This is a genomic window from Mycobacterium hubeiense (assembly GCF_002838065.1).
Lineage (GTDB): Bacteria > Actinomycetota > Actinomycetes > Mycobacteriales > Mycobacteriaceae > Mycobacterium > Mycobacterium hubeiense.
Genome location: NZ_PIZU01000015.1, coordinates 32,163 through 47,096 on the forward strand (window position 1 = coordinate 32,163; position 14,934 = coordinate 47,096).

16 protein-coding genes are annotated in these 14,934 nt (G+C 68.7%); 5 read left to right on the forward strand and 11 right to left on the reverse strand.

Features of this window, described 5'->3' with window-relative positions; all coding sequences use genetic code 11:
- The first annotated feature begins 14 nt into the window (after positions 1–14).
- Positions 15–1,652 carry a CocE/NonD family hydrolase gene (locus tag CWS39_RS13530; protein WP_233213503.1) on the forward strand — a complete coding sequence of 546 codons (1,638 nt, stop codon included), beginning with the start codon at positions 15–17 and terminating at the stop codon, positions 1,650–1,652.
- Between the two features lie 6 nt (positions 1,653–1,658).
- On the opposite strand, the gene CWS39_RS13535 is transcribed toward CWS39_RS13530, so the two are convergent.
- Together CWS39_RS13535 and CWS39_RS13540 are read right to left on the reverse strand one after the other, a co-directional pair.
- Positions 1,659–2,219: a DUF1802 family protein gene (locus tag CWS39_RS13535; RefSeq protein ID WP_102143442.1), complete on the reverse strand. Its 561-nt coding sequence runs from the start codon at positions 2,217–2,219 to the stop codon at positions 1,659–1,661.
- Positions 2,216–2,482, reverse strand: coding sequence for a DUF2277 domain-containing protein (locus CWS39_RS13540; RefSeq protein WP_102143443.1), 267 nt, complete (start codon positions 2,480–2,482; stop codon positions 2,216–2,218). Before CWS39_RS13540 ends, CWS39_RS13535 begins: the two co-directional genes overlap by 4 nt.
- A 22-nt stretch (positions 2,483–2,504) precedes the next feature.
- Between CWS39_RS13540 and CWS39_RS13545 the strand changes: the two genes are divergently transcribed.
- The gene (locus tag CWS39_RS13545; protein WP_102143444.1) at positions 2,505–3,263 is read left to right on the forward strand and encodes an enoyl-CoA hydratase; all 759 of its coding nucleotides are present in this window, start codon (positions 2,505–2,507) and stop codon (positions 3,261–3,263) included.
- Between the two features lie 81 nt (positions 3,264–3,344).
- On the opposite strand, the gene CWS39_RS13550 is transcribed toward CWS39_RS13545, so the two are convergent.
- A complete protein-coding gene (locus CWS39_RS13550; protein ID WP_102143445.1) occupies positions 3,345–3,770 on the reverse strand; it encodes a MerR family transcriptional regulator in 426 nt (141 codons plus the stop codon).
- 45 nt (positions 3,771–3,815) lie between these two features.
- Here CWS39_RS13550 and CWS39_RS13555 point away from each other — a divergent pair, with 45 nt between their 5' ends.
- A complete protein-coding gene (locus CWS39_RS13555; protein WP_102143446.1) occupies positions 3,816–4,430 on the forward strand; it encodes a class I SAM-dependent methyltransferase in 615 nt (204 codons plus the stop codon).
- A 5-nt stretch (positions 4,431–4,435) separates the two neighbouring features.
- Here the strand turns inward: CWS39_RS13555 and CWS39_RS13560 are convergent, their stop codons facing one another.
- The 7 genes from CWS39_RS13560 to rimP form a co-directional block, all read right to left on the reverse strand.
- The gene (locus CWS39_RS13560) at positions 4,436–5,749 is read right to left on the reverse strand and encodes an MATE family efflux transporter (protein ID WP_233213507.1); all 1,314 of its coding nucleotides are present in this window, start codon (positions 5,747–5,749) and stop codon (positions 4,436–4,438) included.
- Positions 5,750–5,762: 13 nt separating this feature from the next.
- Positions 5,763–6,761, reverse strand: coding sequence for a DHH family phosphoesterase (locus CWS39_RS13565; protein ID WP_102143448.1), 999 nt, complete (start codon positions 6,759–6,761; stop codon positions 5,763–5,765).
- On the reverse strand, positions 6,736–7,224 hold the full coding sequence (gene rbfA / locus CWS39_RS13570) for a 30S ribosome-binding factor RbfA (RefSeq protein ID WP_102143449.1): 489 nt from the start codon (positions 7,222–7,224) through the stop codon (positions 6,736–6,738). The genes CWS39_RS13565 and rbfA overlap by 26 nt, the downstream gene beginning before the upstream one ends.
- A 2-nt stretch (positions 7,225–7,226) precedes the next feature.
- The gene (gene infB / locus CWS39_RS13575; protein WP_102143450.1) at positions 7,227–9,923 is read right to left on the reverse strand and encodes a translation initiation factor IF-2; all 2,697 of its coding nucleotides are present in this window, start codon (positions 9,921–9,923) and stop codon (positions 7,227–7,229) included.
- Between the two features lie 78 nt (positions 9,924–10,001).
- Positions 10,002–10,490, reverse strand: coding sequence for a YlxR family protein (locus tag CWS39_RS13580; RefSeq protein WP_102143451.1), 489 nt, complete (start codon positions 10,488–10,490; stop codon positions 10,002–10,004).
- Positions 10,423–11,466, reverse strand: a complete 1,044-nt coding sequence (gene nusA / locus CWS39_RS13585; RefSeq protein ID WP_102143452.1) for a transcription termination factor NusA — start codon at positions 11,464–11,466, stop codon at positions 10,423–10,425. Before nusA ends, CWS39_RS13580 begins: the two co-directional genes overlap by 68 nt.
- On the reverse strand, positions 11,463–12,014 hold the full coding sequence (gene rimP, locus CWS39_RS13590) for a ribosome maturation factor RimP (RefSeq protein ID WP_102143453.1): 552 nt from the start codon (positions 12,012–12,014) through the stop codon (positions 11,463–11,465). The genes nusA and rimP overlap by 4 nt, the downstream gene beginning before the upstream one ends.
- 149 nt (positions 12,015–12,163) lie before the next feature.
- Here rimP and CWS39_RS13595 point away from each other — a divergent pair, with 149 nt between their 5' ends.
- Positions 12,164–12,670 carry a hypothetical protein gene (locus CWS39_RS13595; RefSeq protein ID WP_199178107.1) on the forward strand — a complete coding sequence of 169 codons (507 nt, stop codon included), beginning with the start codon at positions 12,164–12,166 and terminating at the stop codon, positions 12,668–12,670.
- On the forward strand, positions 12,667–13,185 hold the full coding sequence (locus tag CWS39_RS13600) for a ferritin-like domain-containing protein (RefSeq protein WP_102143454.1): 519 nt from the start codon (positions 12,667–12,669) through the stop codon (positions 13,183–13,185). The genes CWS39_RS13595 and CWS39_RS13600 overlap by 4 nt, the downstream gene beginning before the upstream one ends.
- Here CWS39_RS13600 and CWS39_RS13605 read toward each other — a convergent pair whose 3' ends face one another.
- Positions 13,186–14,928 carry a proline--tRNA ligase gene (locus CWS39_RS13605; protein ID WP_102143455.1) on the reverse strand — a complete coding sequence of 581 codons (1,743 nt, stop codon included), beginning with the start codon at positions 14,926–14,928 and terminating at the stop codon, positions 13,186–13,188. It lies immediately after the preceding gene.
- Positions 14,929–14,934: the final 6 nt, after the last annotated feature.

Sequence of the window (14,934 nt, forward strand, 5' to 3'; positions counted from 1 at the left end):
CATAGTCTGGCGGGGTGACCACCACCGCCGAGACGGTCAGTCGTCTGATCCGGATACCCGGCCGCAAGACCAAGTTCACCGTGCACCGAGGTCTGCGGGTGCCGATGCGCGACGGGGTGGAACTCGTCGCCGACCACTATGCACCGGACACCGCCGCGCCGGCCGGCACCTTGTTGGTGCGCGGCCCGTATGGCCGCCGGTGGCCGTTCTCCGCGTTGTTCGGCGCGGTCTACGCGTCGCGCGGCTATCACGTGGTGGTGCAGAGCGTGCGCGGCACGTTCGGCTCGGGCGGCGAGTTCACGCCGATGGTGCACGAGAAGGCCGACGGCGCCGACACCGTAGCGTGGCTGCGCGAGCAGCCCTGGTTCACCGGCTCGTTCGGCACCGTCGGGCTGTCGTATCTGGGCTTCACGCAGTGGGCGCTGCTGGACGATCCGCCGCCGGAGATGAAGGCCGCCGTCATCACCGTCGGCCCGCACGATTTGAGCGCGTCGTCGTGGGGCTCGGGGGCCTTCTCGCTCAACGACTTCCTGGGCTGGAGCGATATGGTCGTCCACCAGGAAGATCCCGGCAAGCTGCAGGCGGTCATCCGTCAGTTGCGGGCGCGACGACTGGTCGCCCAAGCCACCGCAGGCCTGCCGCTGGGCGAGGCCGGCCGGACGCTGCTCGGTACGGGTGCACCGTGGTATGAATCCTGGCTGGAACATCCCGATCGCGAGGACCCGTTCTGGGATGCGCTGCGGTTCCCCGAAGCGCTTGAGCGCGCGCAGGTTCCGGTGCTGTTGATCAGCGGCTGGCAGGACCTGTTCATCGATCAGACGTTGACGCAGTTCGCGCATCTGCACCGCCGGGGTGTGCCGACCGCGTTGACGGTGGGTCCGTGGAATCACACGCAGATGATGACCAAGGCCGTACCGGTCGTCATCCGCGAGACGCTGGACTGGCTCGGCACGCATCTGGGCGGCGACCGCGCTTGGACGCGCGCGGCGGTCCGCATCTACATCAACAATTCCGGTTGGGTGGAGCTGCCGGACTGGCCGCCGGCGATGCCCGAGCGCGAACTGTACGTGCAGCCCGCGGGCCGGCTCGCCGACAGCCCGCCCGATGCGACGGCGCCGCCGTCGACCTTTGTTTACAACCCCGCCGACCCGACGCCCACCGTCGGCGGCCGGCTGCTGGCCCCAGAAGGCGGGTACCGCAACGACACTCGGCTGGCGCAACGTCCCGATGTACTCAGCTTCACCGGCGAAGCACTCGCGTCGGATCTCTATGTCGTGGGAACGCCCGTCGTCGAGCTGGCGCATGAGTCCGACAACCCGTACAACGATGTGTTCGTGCGCGTCAGCCAGCTGGACGCCAAGGGCCGTTCGGTGAATGTGACCGACGGATTCCGCCGCCTCACAACAACTTCCGGGATGGTCCGCATCGAACTGGACCCGGTCGCGCACCGCTTCCCCGCTGGATCACGGATCCGGCTGTTGGTCGCCGGCGGGTCGCATCCGCGGTTCGCCCGCAATCTCGGCACCGGCGAACCACCCATCTCAGGGCGGGCGCTTGCTCCGGCGAAGCACACTGTGCATCACGGCGACGGCGGCATATCGCGGCTGGTGCTGCCCGCCGGTCCGCAGCCGCCGGCGGGCTTAACTGGTTGATCAAGCTCAGCCCACCGAGCGGCGCACACGTTCTGCGATGTCGGCGAGCGTGGCGTCATCGTGCACCGGTTCTGCCCACCTCGGATCGACCGGCAATGGCACCCAGCTCATGCAGCCGGCGTATTCCGGTGCGCGAGTGAGCCGTAACGGCTCGGCCAACGGGCTGGCCTGCACCACCAGCACGGTGAGCCGGTGCTTGGGCCGGAAATCGAGCCGGTCCGCTTGCACCGATTCGGCGGTCCAGATGTGCAGCGGCTCGATGTCGGGCAGGCCCTCGGGGCGGTTGACCTCAACGGCGGCAACGACTCTGGCGCCCGCGCGCAGCACGACCGCGTCGTCGGTGCTGTCGGCTGCGGAAGCCGTGAGCAGGTCACGGTGCTCGGGGCGAACCCGTTCGGCGTGGCTGTGCGCGACCGTCGGGAACAACAGGAAGCGCTGTGCGCTGACCTCAAAGCGCTTCTCGTGGATGCCGCCCTTGCGCAGCAGCACCGTCTGCCGACCATCGAGCAGCGCGTGCACCGCCGCGCTCCACTCCTTGAGTGCGGGCGTGGTGAGCGTCGACGTCACGTGATCCCAAGCCGGGCCCGCACCTCCGGCCGGCGCAGCGGCGGCACGGTCTTGGGCGGTTGGCGGCGTTCGGGCAGCTCAGCCAGCAGACGGGTCGTCGTCGCGGTGACCTCGGCGACCGCGGCCTCGAAGGCGTCGACGTTCGCGGCCGACGGCCGGGTGATCCCGCTGACCTTGCGGACGTACTGCCGCGCTGCGGCCTCGATCTCCTCGGCGGTAGCCGCCGGTTGCAGGCCCCGCAGCTCGGTGATATTTCGGCACATGGCTCCACGATAGGTTGATCGCATGACCGACGCCGATGTCCTGCTCATCGAGACCGCCGACCGCATCCGGACCTTGACGTTGAATCGGCCGCAGGCCCGCAACGCGTTGTCGGCGGAGCTGCGCCGCCGGTTCTTTGCCGCGCTGCGCGACGCGCAAGCCGACGACGCCGTCGACGTCGTCATCGTCACCGGCGCTGATCCGGTGTTCTGCGCGGGACTCGACCTCAAAGAACTCGGCAACCAGACCGAGCTGCCGGACATTTCGCCGAAGTGGCCGCCGATGAGCAAACCGGTGATCGGCGCCATCAACGGCGCGGCCGTGACCGGTGGCCTCGAGCTGGCGCTGTACTGCGACATCCTGATCGCCTCGGAGCAGGCGAAGTTCGCCGATACGCACGCGCGGGTGGGGCTGCTGCCGACGTGGGGGCTGTCGGTTCGGCTGCCGCAGAAGGTCGGCGTCGGGATGGCCCGCCGGATGAGCCTCACCGGTGACTATCTGTCGGCCGCCGATGCGCTCCGCGCCGGGTTGGTCACCGAGGTGGTGCCGCATGAGCAACTGTTGCCGACCGCCCGCCAGGTGGCGGCGTCGATCGTCGGCAATAACCAGGCGGCGGTACGCGCGCTGCTCGCGTCGTATCACCGCATCGACGAATCGCAGACGAATGACGGGCTGTGGATCGAGGCCGCGTCGGCGCGCGAATGGATGGCCGGCACCAGTGGCGACGACATCGCCGCCAACCGCGAGGCGGTTCTACAAAGGGGCCGCGCCCAAGTCCGATGACCTGACGCCGAAATCTGCATGAGGGCTGTGAAGTGGCCGACCGTCACGACCCTCACGCAGATCTCGCGACGAACCGCAGACCTACGGCGCGAACTCCGCGGCCAGCTGGTCGACAGGCGTCCCGTCGACGAGCCGGTCGAGCGCACCGATCATGGTCGCGCATTCGCGGGCCGGATGGTCGGTCGGACAGTGCAACGCGTGGGTCAGGAACAGCTGGGCGCCCTTCGCCTGGGCGATGACCTCATCCAGCTCGGCGATCTGCTGACACACGCGCGGACGCCAGTCCTCACTCGGTGCGTCGAGCACGGCGGCGGCCGTGTCCAGTGGCAGGCCCAGCCGCTGGAAGATCTTGAGCAACGCCAACCGGCGAAGTTCCTCGGGTCCGTACATCCGCCGGCCCGCCCGCCGCTCCCGTGGAGACACCAGACCGCGTTCGTCGTAATACCGCAGCGCGGACGGACTCATGTCGAAACGGGCCGCGGCCTCGCCGATCGAAATCAGCTCCATCAAGCCATTTGACTTCAAGCCGACTTGAACCGGCAAGGTGGACTCATGACCGCTCCAGATATCGCCGTCAACCACCACGCCGACCACCCCGGCTTTGCCGGCGTGACGGGTACGTTCTTCGGGCTCGTCATGCTGATCGCCGGACGCCGCAAAGCCCGGCTCGCGGTCGATGTGGCCGCTGTGTCGGAGGCCGATCATGTCGTCGACATCGGCTGCGGTCCGGGCACCGCCGCGCGTGAAGCGGCACGCCGCGGCGCGCGTGTCACGGGCGTCGACCCGTCGCCGGCGATGTTGCGCGTCGCGCGCGCCTTCACCCGTAAGAAGGACTCCATCACCTGGCTCGAGGGCACAGCGGAAAGCCTGCCCCTGCCGGACGGCACGGCGACGGTGGTGTGGTCGCTGGCGACGGTGCACCACTGGCAAGACGTCGATAAGGGCGTCGCCGAGATCCGCCGCGTGTTGGCCCCCGGAGGCCGCATGCTCGCGATCGAACGGGTCTCACGTCCCGGCGCGACGGGCCTGGCCAGCCACGGATGGACCGAAGCCCAGGCGAAAGCCTTTGCGGCGCTGTGCCGCAACGCTGGCCTGGCGGACGTCCGGGTGAGCACACACGGTTCGGGCCGGCGTGCGGTGTGGACGGTGGCGGGTCTACGCCAGTAGCCGCGCTAGCCCGTGCCCGGCACCAGCCAGTGTCCCGAGAACGCGCGCCAGCCAACGAAGATCAGCCGCAACACCATGAATGTGGACAGCCCGGACCAGATGCCGAGCAGACCCCAGCCGAATACCAGCGACAGCCAGATCAACGGCAGGAATCCGACCAGCGCGCTGATCAACGTCGCATTGCGCATGAACTTCGCATCGCCCGCGCCGAGCAGCACCCCGTCAAGCCCGAAAACGATTCCCGCAACGGGTAATTGGGCGACCATGAACCACCATGGCACCACGATCGCGTCCAATACGGAGCGGTCGTCGGTGAACACGGTCGGGATCACCGATGCGCCCACGGCAAAGACGACGGCCAACACTCCCGAGGCCAAGAACGAGAACGCCGTCACTCGCCATGCCACCGACTTGGCATGCGCTAACTGGCCGGCGCCCAGTGCCGCACCCACCAGCGACTGCGCCGCGATCGCCAGCGAATCCAGCACCAGGGCAAGGAAATTCCACAGCTGCAGCACCACCTGGTGGGCGGCGACCGCCGCCGCGCCGAATCGGGCCGCGACGGCGCCGGCGGACACGAAGCAGGCCTGAAACGCCATCGTCCGCAGTACCAGGTCGCGGCCCATCACCACCTGCGCCCGCAGCACCGAGGGCTGGATCCGTAATGGCACCCGCTCAGAAAGCAAGGCCCAGATGAATAATGCCGCGGCCAGCCACTGGCCGACCAGGTTGGCGACCGCCGAGCCGGCCAGGCCCATCCTCGGCATACCGAGCCACCCGTACACCAGCAGCGGGCACAGCACCGCCGACAGCCCGAACCCGATGACGACAAAGCGCAGCGGCCGCATGGTGTCCTGCACGCCGCGCATCCAGCCGTTGCCGGCCGCCGAGACCAGGATCGCCGGCACTCCCACGATCGCGATCCGCACCCAGGGCAATGCGGCCTCGGCGATGTCGCCTCCGGACGCCAGAACCGACACCAACGGCACCGCCGCGACCTGTACCGCCACCACGATGACCAGGCCCAGGCCCAGCGCGAGCCACGTCGCCTGCACTCCTTCACCGACGGCCGATTCGCGATCGCCTGCGCCGAAGAAGCGCGCGGAGCGTGCGGTGGTGCCATACGACAGAAACGTCATCTGCGAGCTGAGGGTGGCCAGAATCAACGCGCCGATGGCCAACCCGGCCAGCGGCAACGCACCGAGACGGCCGACGATGGCGAGATCGAACAGCAGATAGACGGGCTCGGCGGCCAGCACACCCAGCGCCGGAAGGGCCAGGGCGGCGATGCGCCTGCCCGTTGCCGGAGCGACCGGCAGATCGCTTTCTGGCTCAGCCAAGGGCGGTCAACAGCGCCTGTACCACCTCGTCAGTCGAGCCGTTCGCCGAATACCCGGCCGCGTGCGGATGCCCACCGCCGCCGAAGGAACTGGCGACCGCGGCCAGGTCGTATGACTTGGCCCGCATCGACACCGACCAGTGCGCCGGCTCGATCTCTTTGAACACCGCGGCCACCTCGGCCTGCTGCGTGGTGCGCACGATATCGACGATGCTTTCGACTTCCTCCGGTCGCGCAGTGGCCCATTCCTGATGTGGCACAACGGCATACACCAATCCGTTGCCGTCGACGGCCTCGGGGATCAGCCGTGCGCTGCCCAGCACCCGCGACAGCATCGGCAGCCACGCGAACGGGTGGGTGTCCAGCAGGGTGCGGCTGATCGAGGCGTTGTCGACGCCGAGCTCGACCAGGCGGGCGGCCAGCCGGTGCGCACGCGCGGTGGCCCAGCGAAACGATCCGGTGTCGGTGGTCAGCCCGGCATACAAACAGTGCGCGACGTCGACGTCGATCGGCTTGTCCCACGCGTCGAGCAGCTCGGCGACCAGCATGGTGGTGGAATCGGCGGATGGATCGACGAAGTTGGCGCTGCCGAACAGCTGATTGGACGCGTGGTGGTCGATCACCAACACGTCGCGCCCGTTTTCCGCCAGCTCCCGCAGCGCGCCCAGCCGGTTGACGCTCGGAATGTCCACGGTGACAACGAGATCGGCGTCGCGCTGCATCTCCTCGGGACTCACCAACAGGTTTCCGCCCGGCAACGACTGCAACGACTCCGGCAGGGCGTCCGGTGCGGCGAAACCCACCTGCACACGCTTACCCGCTTGATCGAGGACCAACGCCAGCCCCAGACCCGCGCCGATGGTGTCGGCGTCGGGATAGACATGGCAGACCACGCTGACGCTTTCCGCCGCGGCCAGCAGCTCGGCGGCTTTGTGGGCGTCGACGCGCACGCCCACCGGAATTGCCTCAGTCGTCGGGTCGATCGTCGTCACCGGAGTCCTCAGCGTCGCTGTCTGCGTTCTCTGCCCCGCTCACACGGTACGGGTCCGGCTCGCCGGCATGTTTGGCGCCCTGTCGAACCCGCGCCAGATCGGCGTCGGCGGCGCGGGCTCGCTCCAGCAGTTCTTCCATCCGGTGTGCCGCATCGGGCACGGTATCGCGAACGAACGACAGAGTCGGGGTGAATCGCACGCCGGTCCCGGCGCCGACCTTGGTCCGCAGCACACCTTTGGCGCTCTCCAGCGCCGCCGCTGCCCCGGCGTAGTCCGGCTCGTCCTCCAGCGTCCGGCCCAACACCGTGTAGTACAGCGTGGCGTCGTGCAGGTCGTTGGTCACCTTCGCGTCGGTGATCGTCACCCCCGCCAGCCGCGGGTCCTTGATCTCGTACTCGATCGCCGACGCCACGATGGTGGAGATGCGCTTGGCCAACCGGCGCGCTCGTGCCGGATCAGCCACAGTTACCGCTCCTTTTCGACGAGCTCGTACGTCTCGATGACGTCGCCTTCCTTGATGTCGGAGTAGCTCAGCGTGAGACCACACTCGTAGCCGTCGCGCACCTCGGTGACGTCGTCCTTCTCGCGCCGAAGCGACTGCACGGTGAGGTTCTCGGCCACCACCACGTTGTCGCGCAGCAGCCGGGCCTTGGCGTTACGCCGCATGATGCCCGACGTGACGAGGCAGCCCGCGATGTTGCCGACCTTCGAGCTCCGGAAGATGGCCCGGATCTCGGCGCGGCCGAGTTCGCGTTCCTCGTAGATCGGCTTGAGCATGCCCTTGAGGGCCTTCTCGATGTCGTCGATGGCCTGGTAGATCACCGAGTAGTAGCGGATCTCCACACCCTCGCGGTTGGCCAGTTCGGTGGCCTTGCCCTCGGCGCGCACGTTGAAGCCGATGATGATCGCGTCCGAGGCCGACGCCAGGTTGACGTTGGTCTCGGTGACACCGCCGACGCCGCGGTCGATGACCCGCAGTTCGACTTCGTCGTCGACCTGGATGCCCATCAGGGCCTCCTCGAGCGCCTCGACCGTACCGGCGTTGTCGCCCTTGAGGATCAGGTTCAGCTGGCTGGTTTCCTTCAGCGCCGAATCCAGGTCCTCGAGGCTGATCCGCTTGCGGCTGCGCGCGGCCATCGCGTTGCGCTTGCGCGCGCTGCGCCGGTCGGCGATCTGGCGGGCGATGCGGTCCTCGTCGACAACCAGGAAGTTGTCGCCGGCGCCGGGCACCGACGTGAAGCCGATGACCTGCACCGGCCGCGACGGCAGGGCCGCCTCGACGTCTTCGCCGTGTTCGTCGACCATGCGTCGGACGCGGCCGTACGCGTCGCCGGCCACCACCGAGTCGCCGACCCGCAGCGTGCCGCGCTGCACCAGCACGGTGGCCACCGGCCCGCGGCCGCGGTCCAGGTGCGCCTCGATCGCCACACCCTGGGCTTCCATATCGGGGTTGGCCCGCAGATCCAGCGCGGCGTCAGCGGTCAGGATGACGGCCTCGAGCAGCGCCTCAATGTTGGTGCCCTGCTTGGCCGAAATGTCGACAAACATGGTGTCGCCGCCGAATTCCTCTGGCACCAAACCGTATTCGGTGAGCTGCCCGCGGATCTTCGCCGGGTCGGCACCTTCCTTGTCAATCTTGTTGACCGCCACCACGATCGGCACGTCAGCCGCCTGCGCGTGGTTGATGGCCTCCACCGTCTGCGGCATCACGCCATCGTCGGCGGCGACCACCAGGATCGCGATGTCGGTGGCCTTCGCGCCGCGGGCACGCATGGCGGTGAACGCCTCGTGACCCGGGGTGTCGATGAAGGTGATCGGCCGCTTGTTGCCGTCGAAGTCGACCTCCACCTGGTAGGCACCGATGTGCTGGGTGATGCCACCGGCCTCGCCCTCGCGGACGTTGGCCTGACGGATGGTGTCGAGCAGGCGGGTCTTGCCGTGGTCGACGTGGCCCATGACGGTGACCACCGGCGGACGGGTCTGCAGATCCTCCTCGCCGCCTTCGTCCTCGCCGTAGGTGAGATCGAAGGACTCGAGCAGCTCGCGGTCCTCGTCCTCGGGCGAGACGACCTGAACCTTGTAGTTCATCTCGCTGCCCAGCAGCTCGAGGGTGTCGTCGCCGACGGACTGCGTCGCGGTCACCATCTCGCCGAGGTTGAACAGCGCCTGCACCAGCGCGGCCGGGTTGGCGTCGATCTTCTCGGCGAAATCGCTCAGCGACGCGCCGCGGGCCAACCGGATGGTCTCGCCGTTGCCGTGCGGCAACCGCACCCCACCGACGACCGGGGCCTGCATGTTCTCGTACTCGGCGCGTTTCGCCCGCTTCGACTTGCGGCCACGCTTCGGCGCGCCGCCAGGACGGCCGAATGCACCTGCGGCGCCACCGCGCTGCCCGGGACGGCCACCGCCACCACCGGGACGACCGCGGAAACCTCCGGCAGCCGCACCGCCTCCGGCGCCGCCACCGGCACCGCCGCCGCGGTAGTTACCGCCGCCGCCACCGCCGGGACGGCCCTGGCCGCCGGGCGTCGGACGGGGTCCACCGCCGGGCCGTGGGGCGCCGGGACGCGGCGGACGACCGACTGATCCGCCGGGACGCGGCGGCATATTGCCTGGTGATGCGCCCGGCCGTGGGGCACCGGGACGCGGGGCGCCCGGACGCGGTGCTTGCGGACGGGGAATCGGCCGCTCCACCGGCTGGGCGGATGAGAATGGGTTGTTGCCGACGCGCGGGGTGCGGGCCGCCGGCTTGGGCGCGCCGGGCACCGGACCGGGTCGCGGTCCGGGGGTCGGACCGGGCCGGGTGGGCGGCGGAGCCTGCGGCGGCGCTGTCTCGGCAGCAGCAGCAGCAGCGGCAGGTGCCGCGGGTGCGGCGGGGGGTTCGACCGGTGCGGCAGGTTTGGGGGCCGGCGCCTTCTCAGGCGCGGCCTTGGCCTTCTCGGGGGCCGCCTTCGCGGGCGCGCCGTTGCCGTCCGCCTTGGCCTTCTCCGGGGCGGGTTTCGAACCGCCGAAGGTTTCACGCAGTCGCCGGGCGACCGGGGCCTCCACAGTGGAGGACGCTGATTTGACGAACTCCCCCTGCTCTTTCAGCGTTGCAAGGAGTTCTTTGCTGGTTACACCGAGTTCCTTGGCCAACTCGTGTACGCGGGCCTTACCTGCCACTACATCTCCATCTCTAGAGGCGACAGCGGTGGTAGGCGCCGCGCCTCGGTTTAGCTATGACGCATGGTCATCGGGACTTCACGGTGTGCTCATGTTCTTCGCTACCTGTTCTGTTGCCGGGCGATCAGGCGCTTCAGCTGGGCTGAAGTACTCGATCACCGCGGATAAATCCGGTGAGCCGGTGATGCGCAACGCTCTGGCGAACGCTCGCCGCCGGATTGCTGCGTCTAGGCACAGCTGGTTGGGATGCAGCCATGCACCCCGCCCCGGCAGGTTACCCGCTGAATCAACGGTAACGGCGCAATTGCCGTTCCCGTCGACCACCGCAACCGTCCGAAGCAGTTCGACGGCCAGCTCTCGCTTCCGACATCCCACGCAGGTCCGCACCGGTCCGACGGATGTGTCGGGGCTGCGTCGACGCGTCGAAGCCGAAGTCTCGCGCTGGATCACAGCTGAGTCTACCTGCAAGGGCTCGGCGAATTGAAACCGCTTAGGGCCGCTACCTGTCGGGCACCGCGCCGTGTGCGGCGTTGGGGTTGACCTCGGGTTTACCGGTCGGCGCCGCATCGCTGCGAATGTCGATGCGCCAACCGGTGAGCCGGGCGGCCAACCGGGCGTTTTGGCCTTCCTTGCCGATGGCCAGGGAGAGCTGGAAGTCGGGCACCACCACGCGGGCTGCACGCGACGCTTCGTCGATGACGCTGACCGATACCACCTTGGCCGGTGACAACGCGTTGGCCACGAAGCGGGCCGGGTCCTCGTCGTAGTCGATGATGTCGATCTTCTCGCCGGACAGCTCGCTCATCACGTTGCGCACCCGCTGGCCCATCGGGCCGATGCAGGCCCCTTTGGCGTTCAGCCCGGGCACCCGCGAGGTGACCGCGATCTTGGACCGGTGGCCCGCCTCCCGCGCCACGGCCACGATCTCGACCGACCCGTCGGCGATCTCGGGCACCTCCAGCGAGAACAGCTTGCGCACCAGGTTGGGATGGGTGCGCGAGAGGGTGATCAGCGGCTCGCGGATTCCGCGCGTCACGCCGACCACGTAGCAGCGCAACCGATCACCGTGTTCGTAGCGCTCCCCCGGCACCTGCTCAGCGGCGGGGATGACGCCCTCCGACCCCTTGGTCTCGCTGCCCATCCGCACGACGACGAGGCCGCGCGCGTTGGCCCGGGCATCGCGCTGGATCACCCCGGCGACGATGTCGCCCTCGCGGGCCGAGAACTCGCCGTAGTTCTTCTCGTTCTCGGCGTCGCGCAGCCGCTGCAGGATCACCTGGCGGGCGGTGGTCGCGGCGATCCGGCCGAAACCCTCAGGCGTGTCGTCCCATTCGTGGATGACATTGCCGTCTTCGTCGGTCTGGCGGGCGATCACCTTGACAACGCCGGTCTTGCGGTCGATGTCGATTCGCGCGTCGGCTGCGTGGCCTTCGGTGTGGCGGTAGGCGGTGAGCAGCGCCGACTCGATGGTCTCCACGACCACGTCGACCGAAATCCCCTTGTCGGCCTCGATGGCGTGCAGTGCCGCCATGTCGATGTTCATGCTCCGGCCTCCTTCCCGGACTGGCCGGCCAGCTCGAGCTCACGCCGATTCGGCGGCGAAAACTCCACCTGGACAACGGCTTTCGCGATGCCATCAAGAGGTAGCTCGCGAACTGAAAAGTTGGCCTTGCTCCCTTCGCGCACCACCAGGCGCACGGCGCCGTCGGCGATTTCGCCCAGCCGACCGGTCAGCTGCGACCCGTCGGACAACGTCACCTCGACCTTGCGGCCGCGGGCGCGCCGGTAGTGCTTTTCGGTTGTCAGCGGTCGGTCGATCCCGGGCGAGGTGACCTCCAGCACGTAGGGCGCAGCGGTTTTGTCGACGCGATCCAGCAGTGCGGATGCGGAGCGGGACAGTGCCGCAATCGACTCCAGGTCCAGGCCCTCGTCGCCGTCGGCGATGACCGTGATGCGGGGCGGACGCGCGACGGCGTCGATGACCACGTCCTCGATTTCGTAACCGGCGCGCGCGAACTCGCCATCGAGTAGCTCGATCACCTGCTTCTGCGACGGTAGACCCGCAGACCGCAGCTTAGGATCCGGTGCCACGGCGAGCTCCTCATCTTGAGTTGTCCGGACACGGTCCCCGACGGTGCTGCAATGTGACCGCTCGGGAACCGATTACCAACGATACGCCAGGGCCGCAGTGCCGAGCGGCAAACCGGCGGTGGCGCAACCGCAGCGGCGGCAATGGCAGGATGTTGCTCGTGCCAAGTGCCTTGCCGATCCTCAGCCGGCGACGTGTGCTGTTTGGTGCGGCAGCCTTGGCGCTGCTCGGCGCCACTGCCAGCGCGTGCGGCTCGACCCCACCACCCGAACTCGACGACCTCACCGCGCAGCGCGACCGCGCGCTCGCCGACAGCCAGCTGGCTAAGGACGCCGCTGCGGGCGCGCGCCCGCAGCAGGCGAAGGCACTGACCGTGGTGGCCGACGAGCGTTCCGAACACGCCCGGGCATTGTCGGAGGAGCTGATCCGGATGGTCGGCGACGATGCGCCGACCACAACCACCACCAGCACGACCGCTGCTGCCGCAAAACCGCCGACGAGCGACGACGTCGTCGACGCCCTGAAGCAGTCCGCGGAGAGCGCGGCGAAACTGGCGGCTCAGCTGTCGGGCTACCGCGCCGGACTGCTCGGTTCGATCGCTGCGGCTTGCACCGCGGCCCACACCGTGATGCTGGCCCCCGCGGGAGGCACACCATGACATCGCCCGAACCCACCCCGACCACCACCACGACGACGACGTCGTCGCGGGCCGCCGAACCGACCAGCCCGTCGCGCCCGCCCGACTCCGCGAACGGAGCGCTGTTCGACGCGATCGCCACCGAACACGGGGTCATCTACGGCTACGGCATGGTGTCGGCGCATTCCACACCCGAGCTCAACGACCTGGTGTCCGAATCGATGGCCGAGCACCGCGACCGACGCGAGGCGGCGATCGCCATGCTCGAGGCCCGCTCGGTCGCCGTGCCGCTGCCCGCGGCCGGATACCAGCTGCCGATGCAGGTCGACAACCCCACGGACGCCGCCAATCTGGCGGTGCGCATGGAAGAGGACTCCGCGGTGGCGTGGCGGGCGGTGCTCGAGCAGGCCACCGACCAAGGCGACCGGGCCTTCGCCGTGGAGGCCCTGACGCAGTGCGCGGTGGCCGCGGCGCGCTGGAGTCAGGTGCTCGACGTGTGGCCCATCACCGTCGCATTCCCCGGCGGCAGCGAGTAACTAGCTCAGGACGGCCGTCGAGATCTCGGCGGCCGCGCCGTCGACCGGGATCTCGCGCGTCTCACCGCTGAAGCGGTTGCGCAGCTCGACTACGCCTTCGGCCCAGCCGCGGCCCACCACCACGATCCACGGCACCCCGAGCAGCTCGGCGTCCTTGAACTTCACTCCCGGGGAGGCCTGCCGGTCATCGAGCAGCACGTCGACACCCAGACCATCCAGCTGAGCGGCCAACTCGCCCGCACCGGCGCGCGCGGCGCTGTCCTTGTTCGCGATCACCACGTGCGCGTCGAACGGCGACACCGCCGACGGCCAGCGCAGGCCGAGCTCGTCGTGGTGCTGTTCAGCGATCACCGCGACCAGCCGGGACACCCCGATGCCGTAGGAGCCCATGGTCAGCCGCACCGGCTTGCCGTCCTCGCCCAACACATCGGCGGCGAACGCCTCGGTGTATTTGCGGCCGAGCTGGAAGATGTGGCCGATCTCGATACCGCGCGCCGACACCAACGGCCCGGCGCCATCGGGCGAAGGGTCGCCGTCGCGGATCTCGGCGGCCTCGATGGTCCCGTCGGGCACGAAGTCACGGCCGGCGACAAGGCCCACCACATGCTTGCCGGGCGCGTCGGCGCCGGTGATCCAGGACGTGCCGTCCACCACGCGTGGATCCACGAGAAACCGAACCCCGTTGTCCTGCAAGCCTTTCGGACCGATATAACCCTTGACCAGAAACGGGTGCTTGGCGAAGTCGGCGTCGTCGAGCATCGCGTACTCCGCGGGTTCCAGTGCCGCACCCAGCCGCTTCTCGTCCACCTCGCGGTCGCCGGGCACACCGACGGCCAGCAGCTCCCAGTCGCCGCCGGGTTCGCGGACCTTGAGCATCACGTTCTTCAGCGTGTCGGCGGCGGTCACGGTGCGGCCGAGGGTGTTGTTGGCCCATTCGACCAGGGTGGCGATCGTCGGCGTACCCGGCGTGTCGTACACCTTGGCCTCGGGCAGACCGTCCATGGGCAGCGGTTCGGGCGGCCGCGTGATCACCGCCTCGACGTTGGCGGCGTAGCCGGACTCCAGACAGCGCACGAAGGTGTCCTCGCCAACCTCGCTTTCGGCCAGGAACTCCTCGGATGCGCTGCCGCCCATCGCGCCCGACACCGCCGAGACGATGACGTAGCGCACGCCCAGCCGGTTGAAGATCCGTTGATACGCCTCGCGATGCGCGTGGTAGGCCGTCTTGAGTCCGTCGTCGTCGACGTCGAAGGAGTACGAGTCCTTCATGATGAACTCGCGGCCGCGCAAGATGCCCGCCCGCGGCCGGGCTTCGTCGCGGTACTTGGTCTGAATCTGGAACAGCACCAACGGAAAGTCTTTGTAGCTGCTGTACTCCCCCTTGACCGTCAGGGTGAACAGCTCTTCATGCGTCGGGCCGAGCAGGTAGTCGTTGCGACGACGGTCCTGTAGCCGAAACAGCGTGTCGCCGTACTCGGTCCACCGGTTCGTCGTCTCGTACGGGCCGCGCGGCAACAACGCGGGAAACAGGATCTCTTGCCCGCCAATGGCATTCATCTCGGAGCGGACGATGCCCTCGATCTTGCGCAGCACCCGCAGCCCCAGCGGCAGCCAGCTGTACAGCCCAGGCCCGATCGGGCGGATGTAACCGGCCCTGATGAGCAGCTTGTGGCTGGGCACTTCGGCGTCTGCCGGGTCGTCGCGCAGTGTGCGCAGGAACAGCTCGGACATGCGGGTGATCACAGCGGG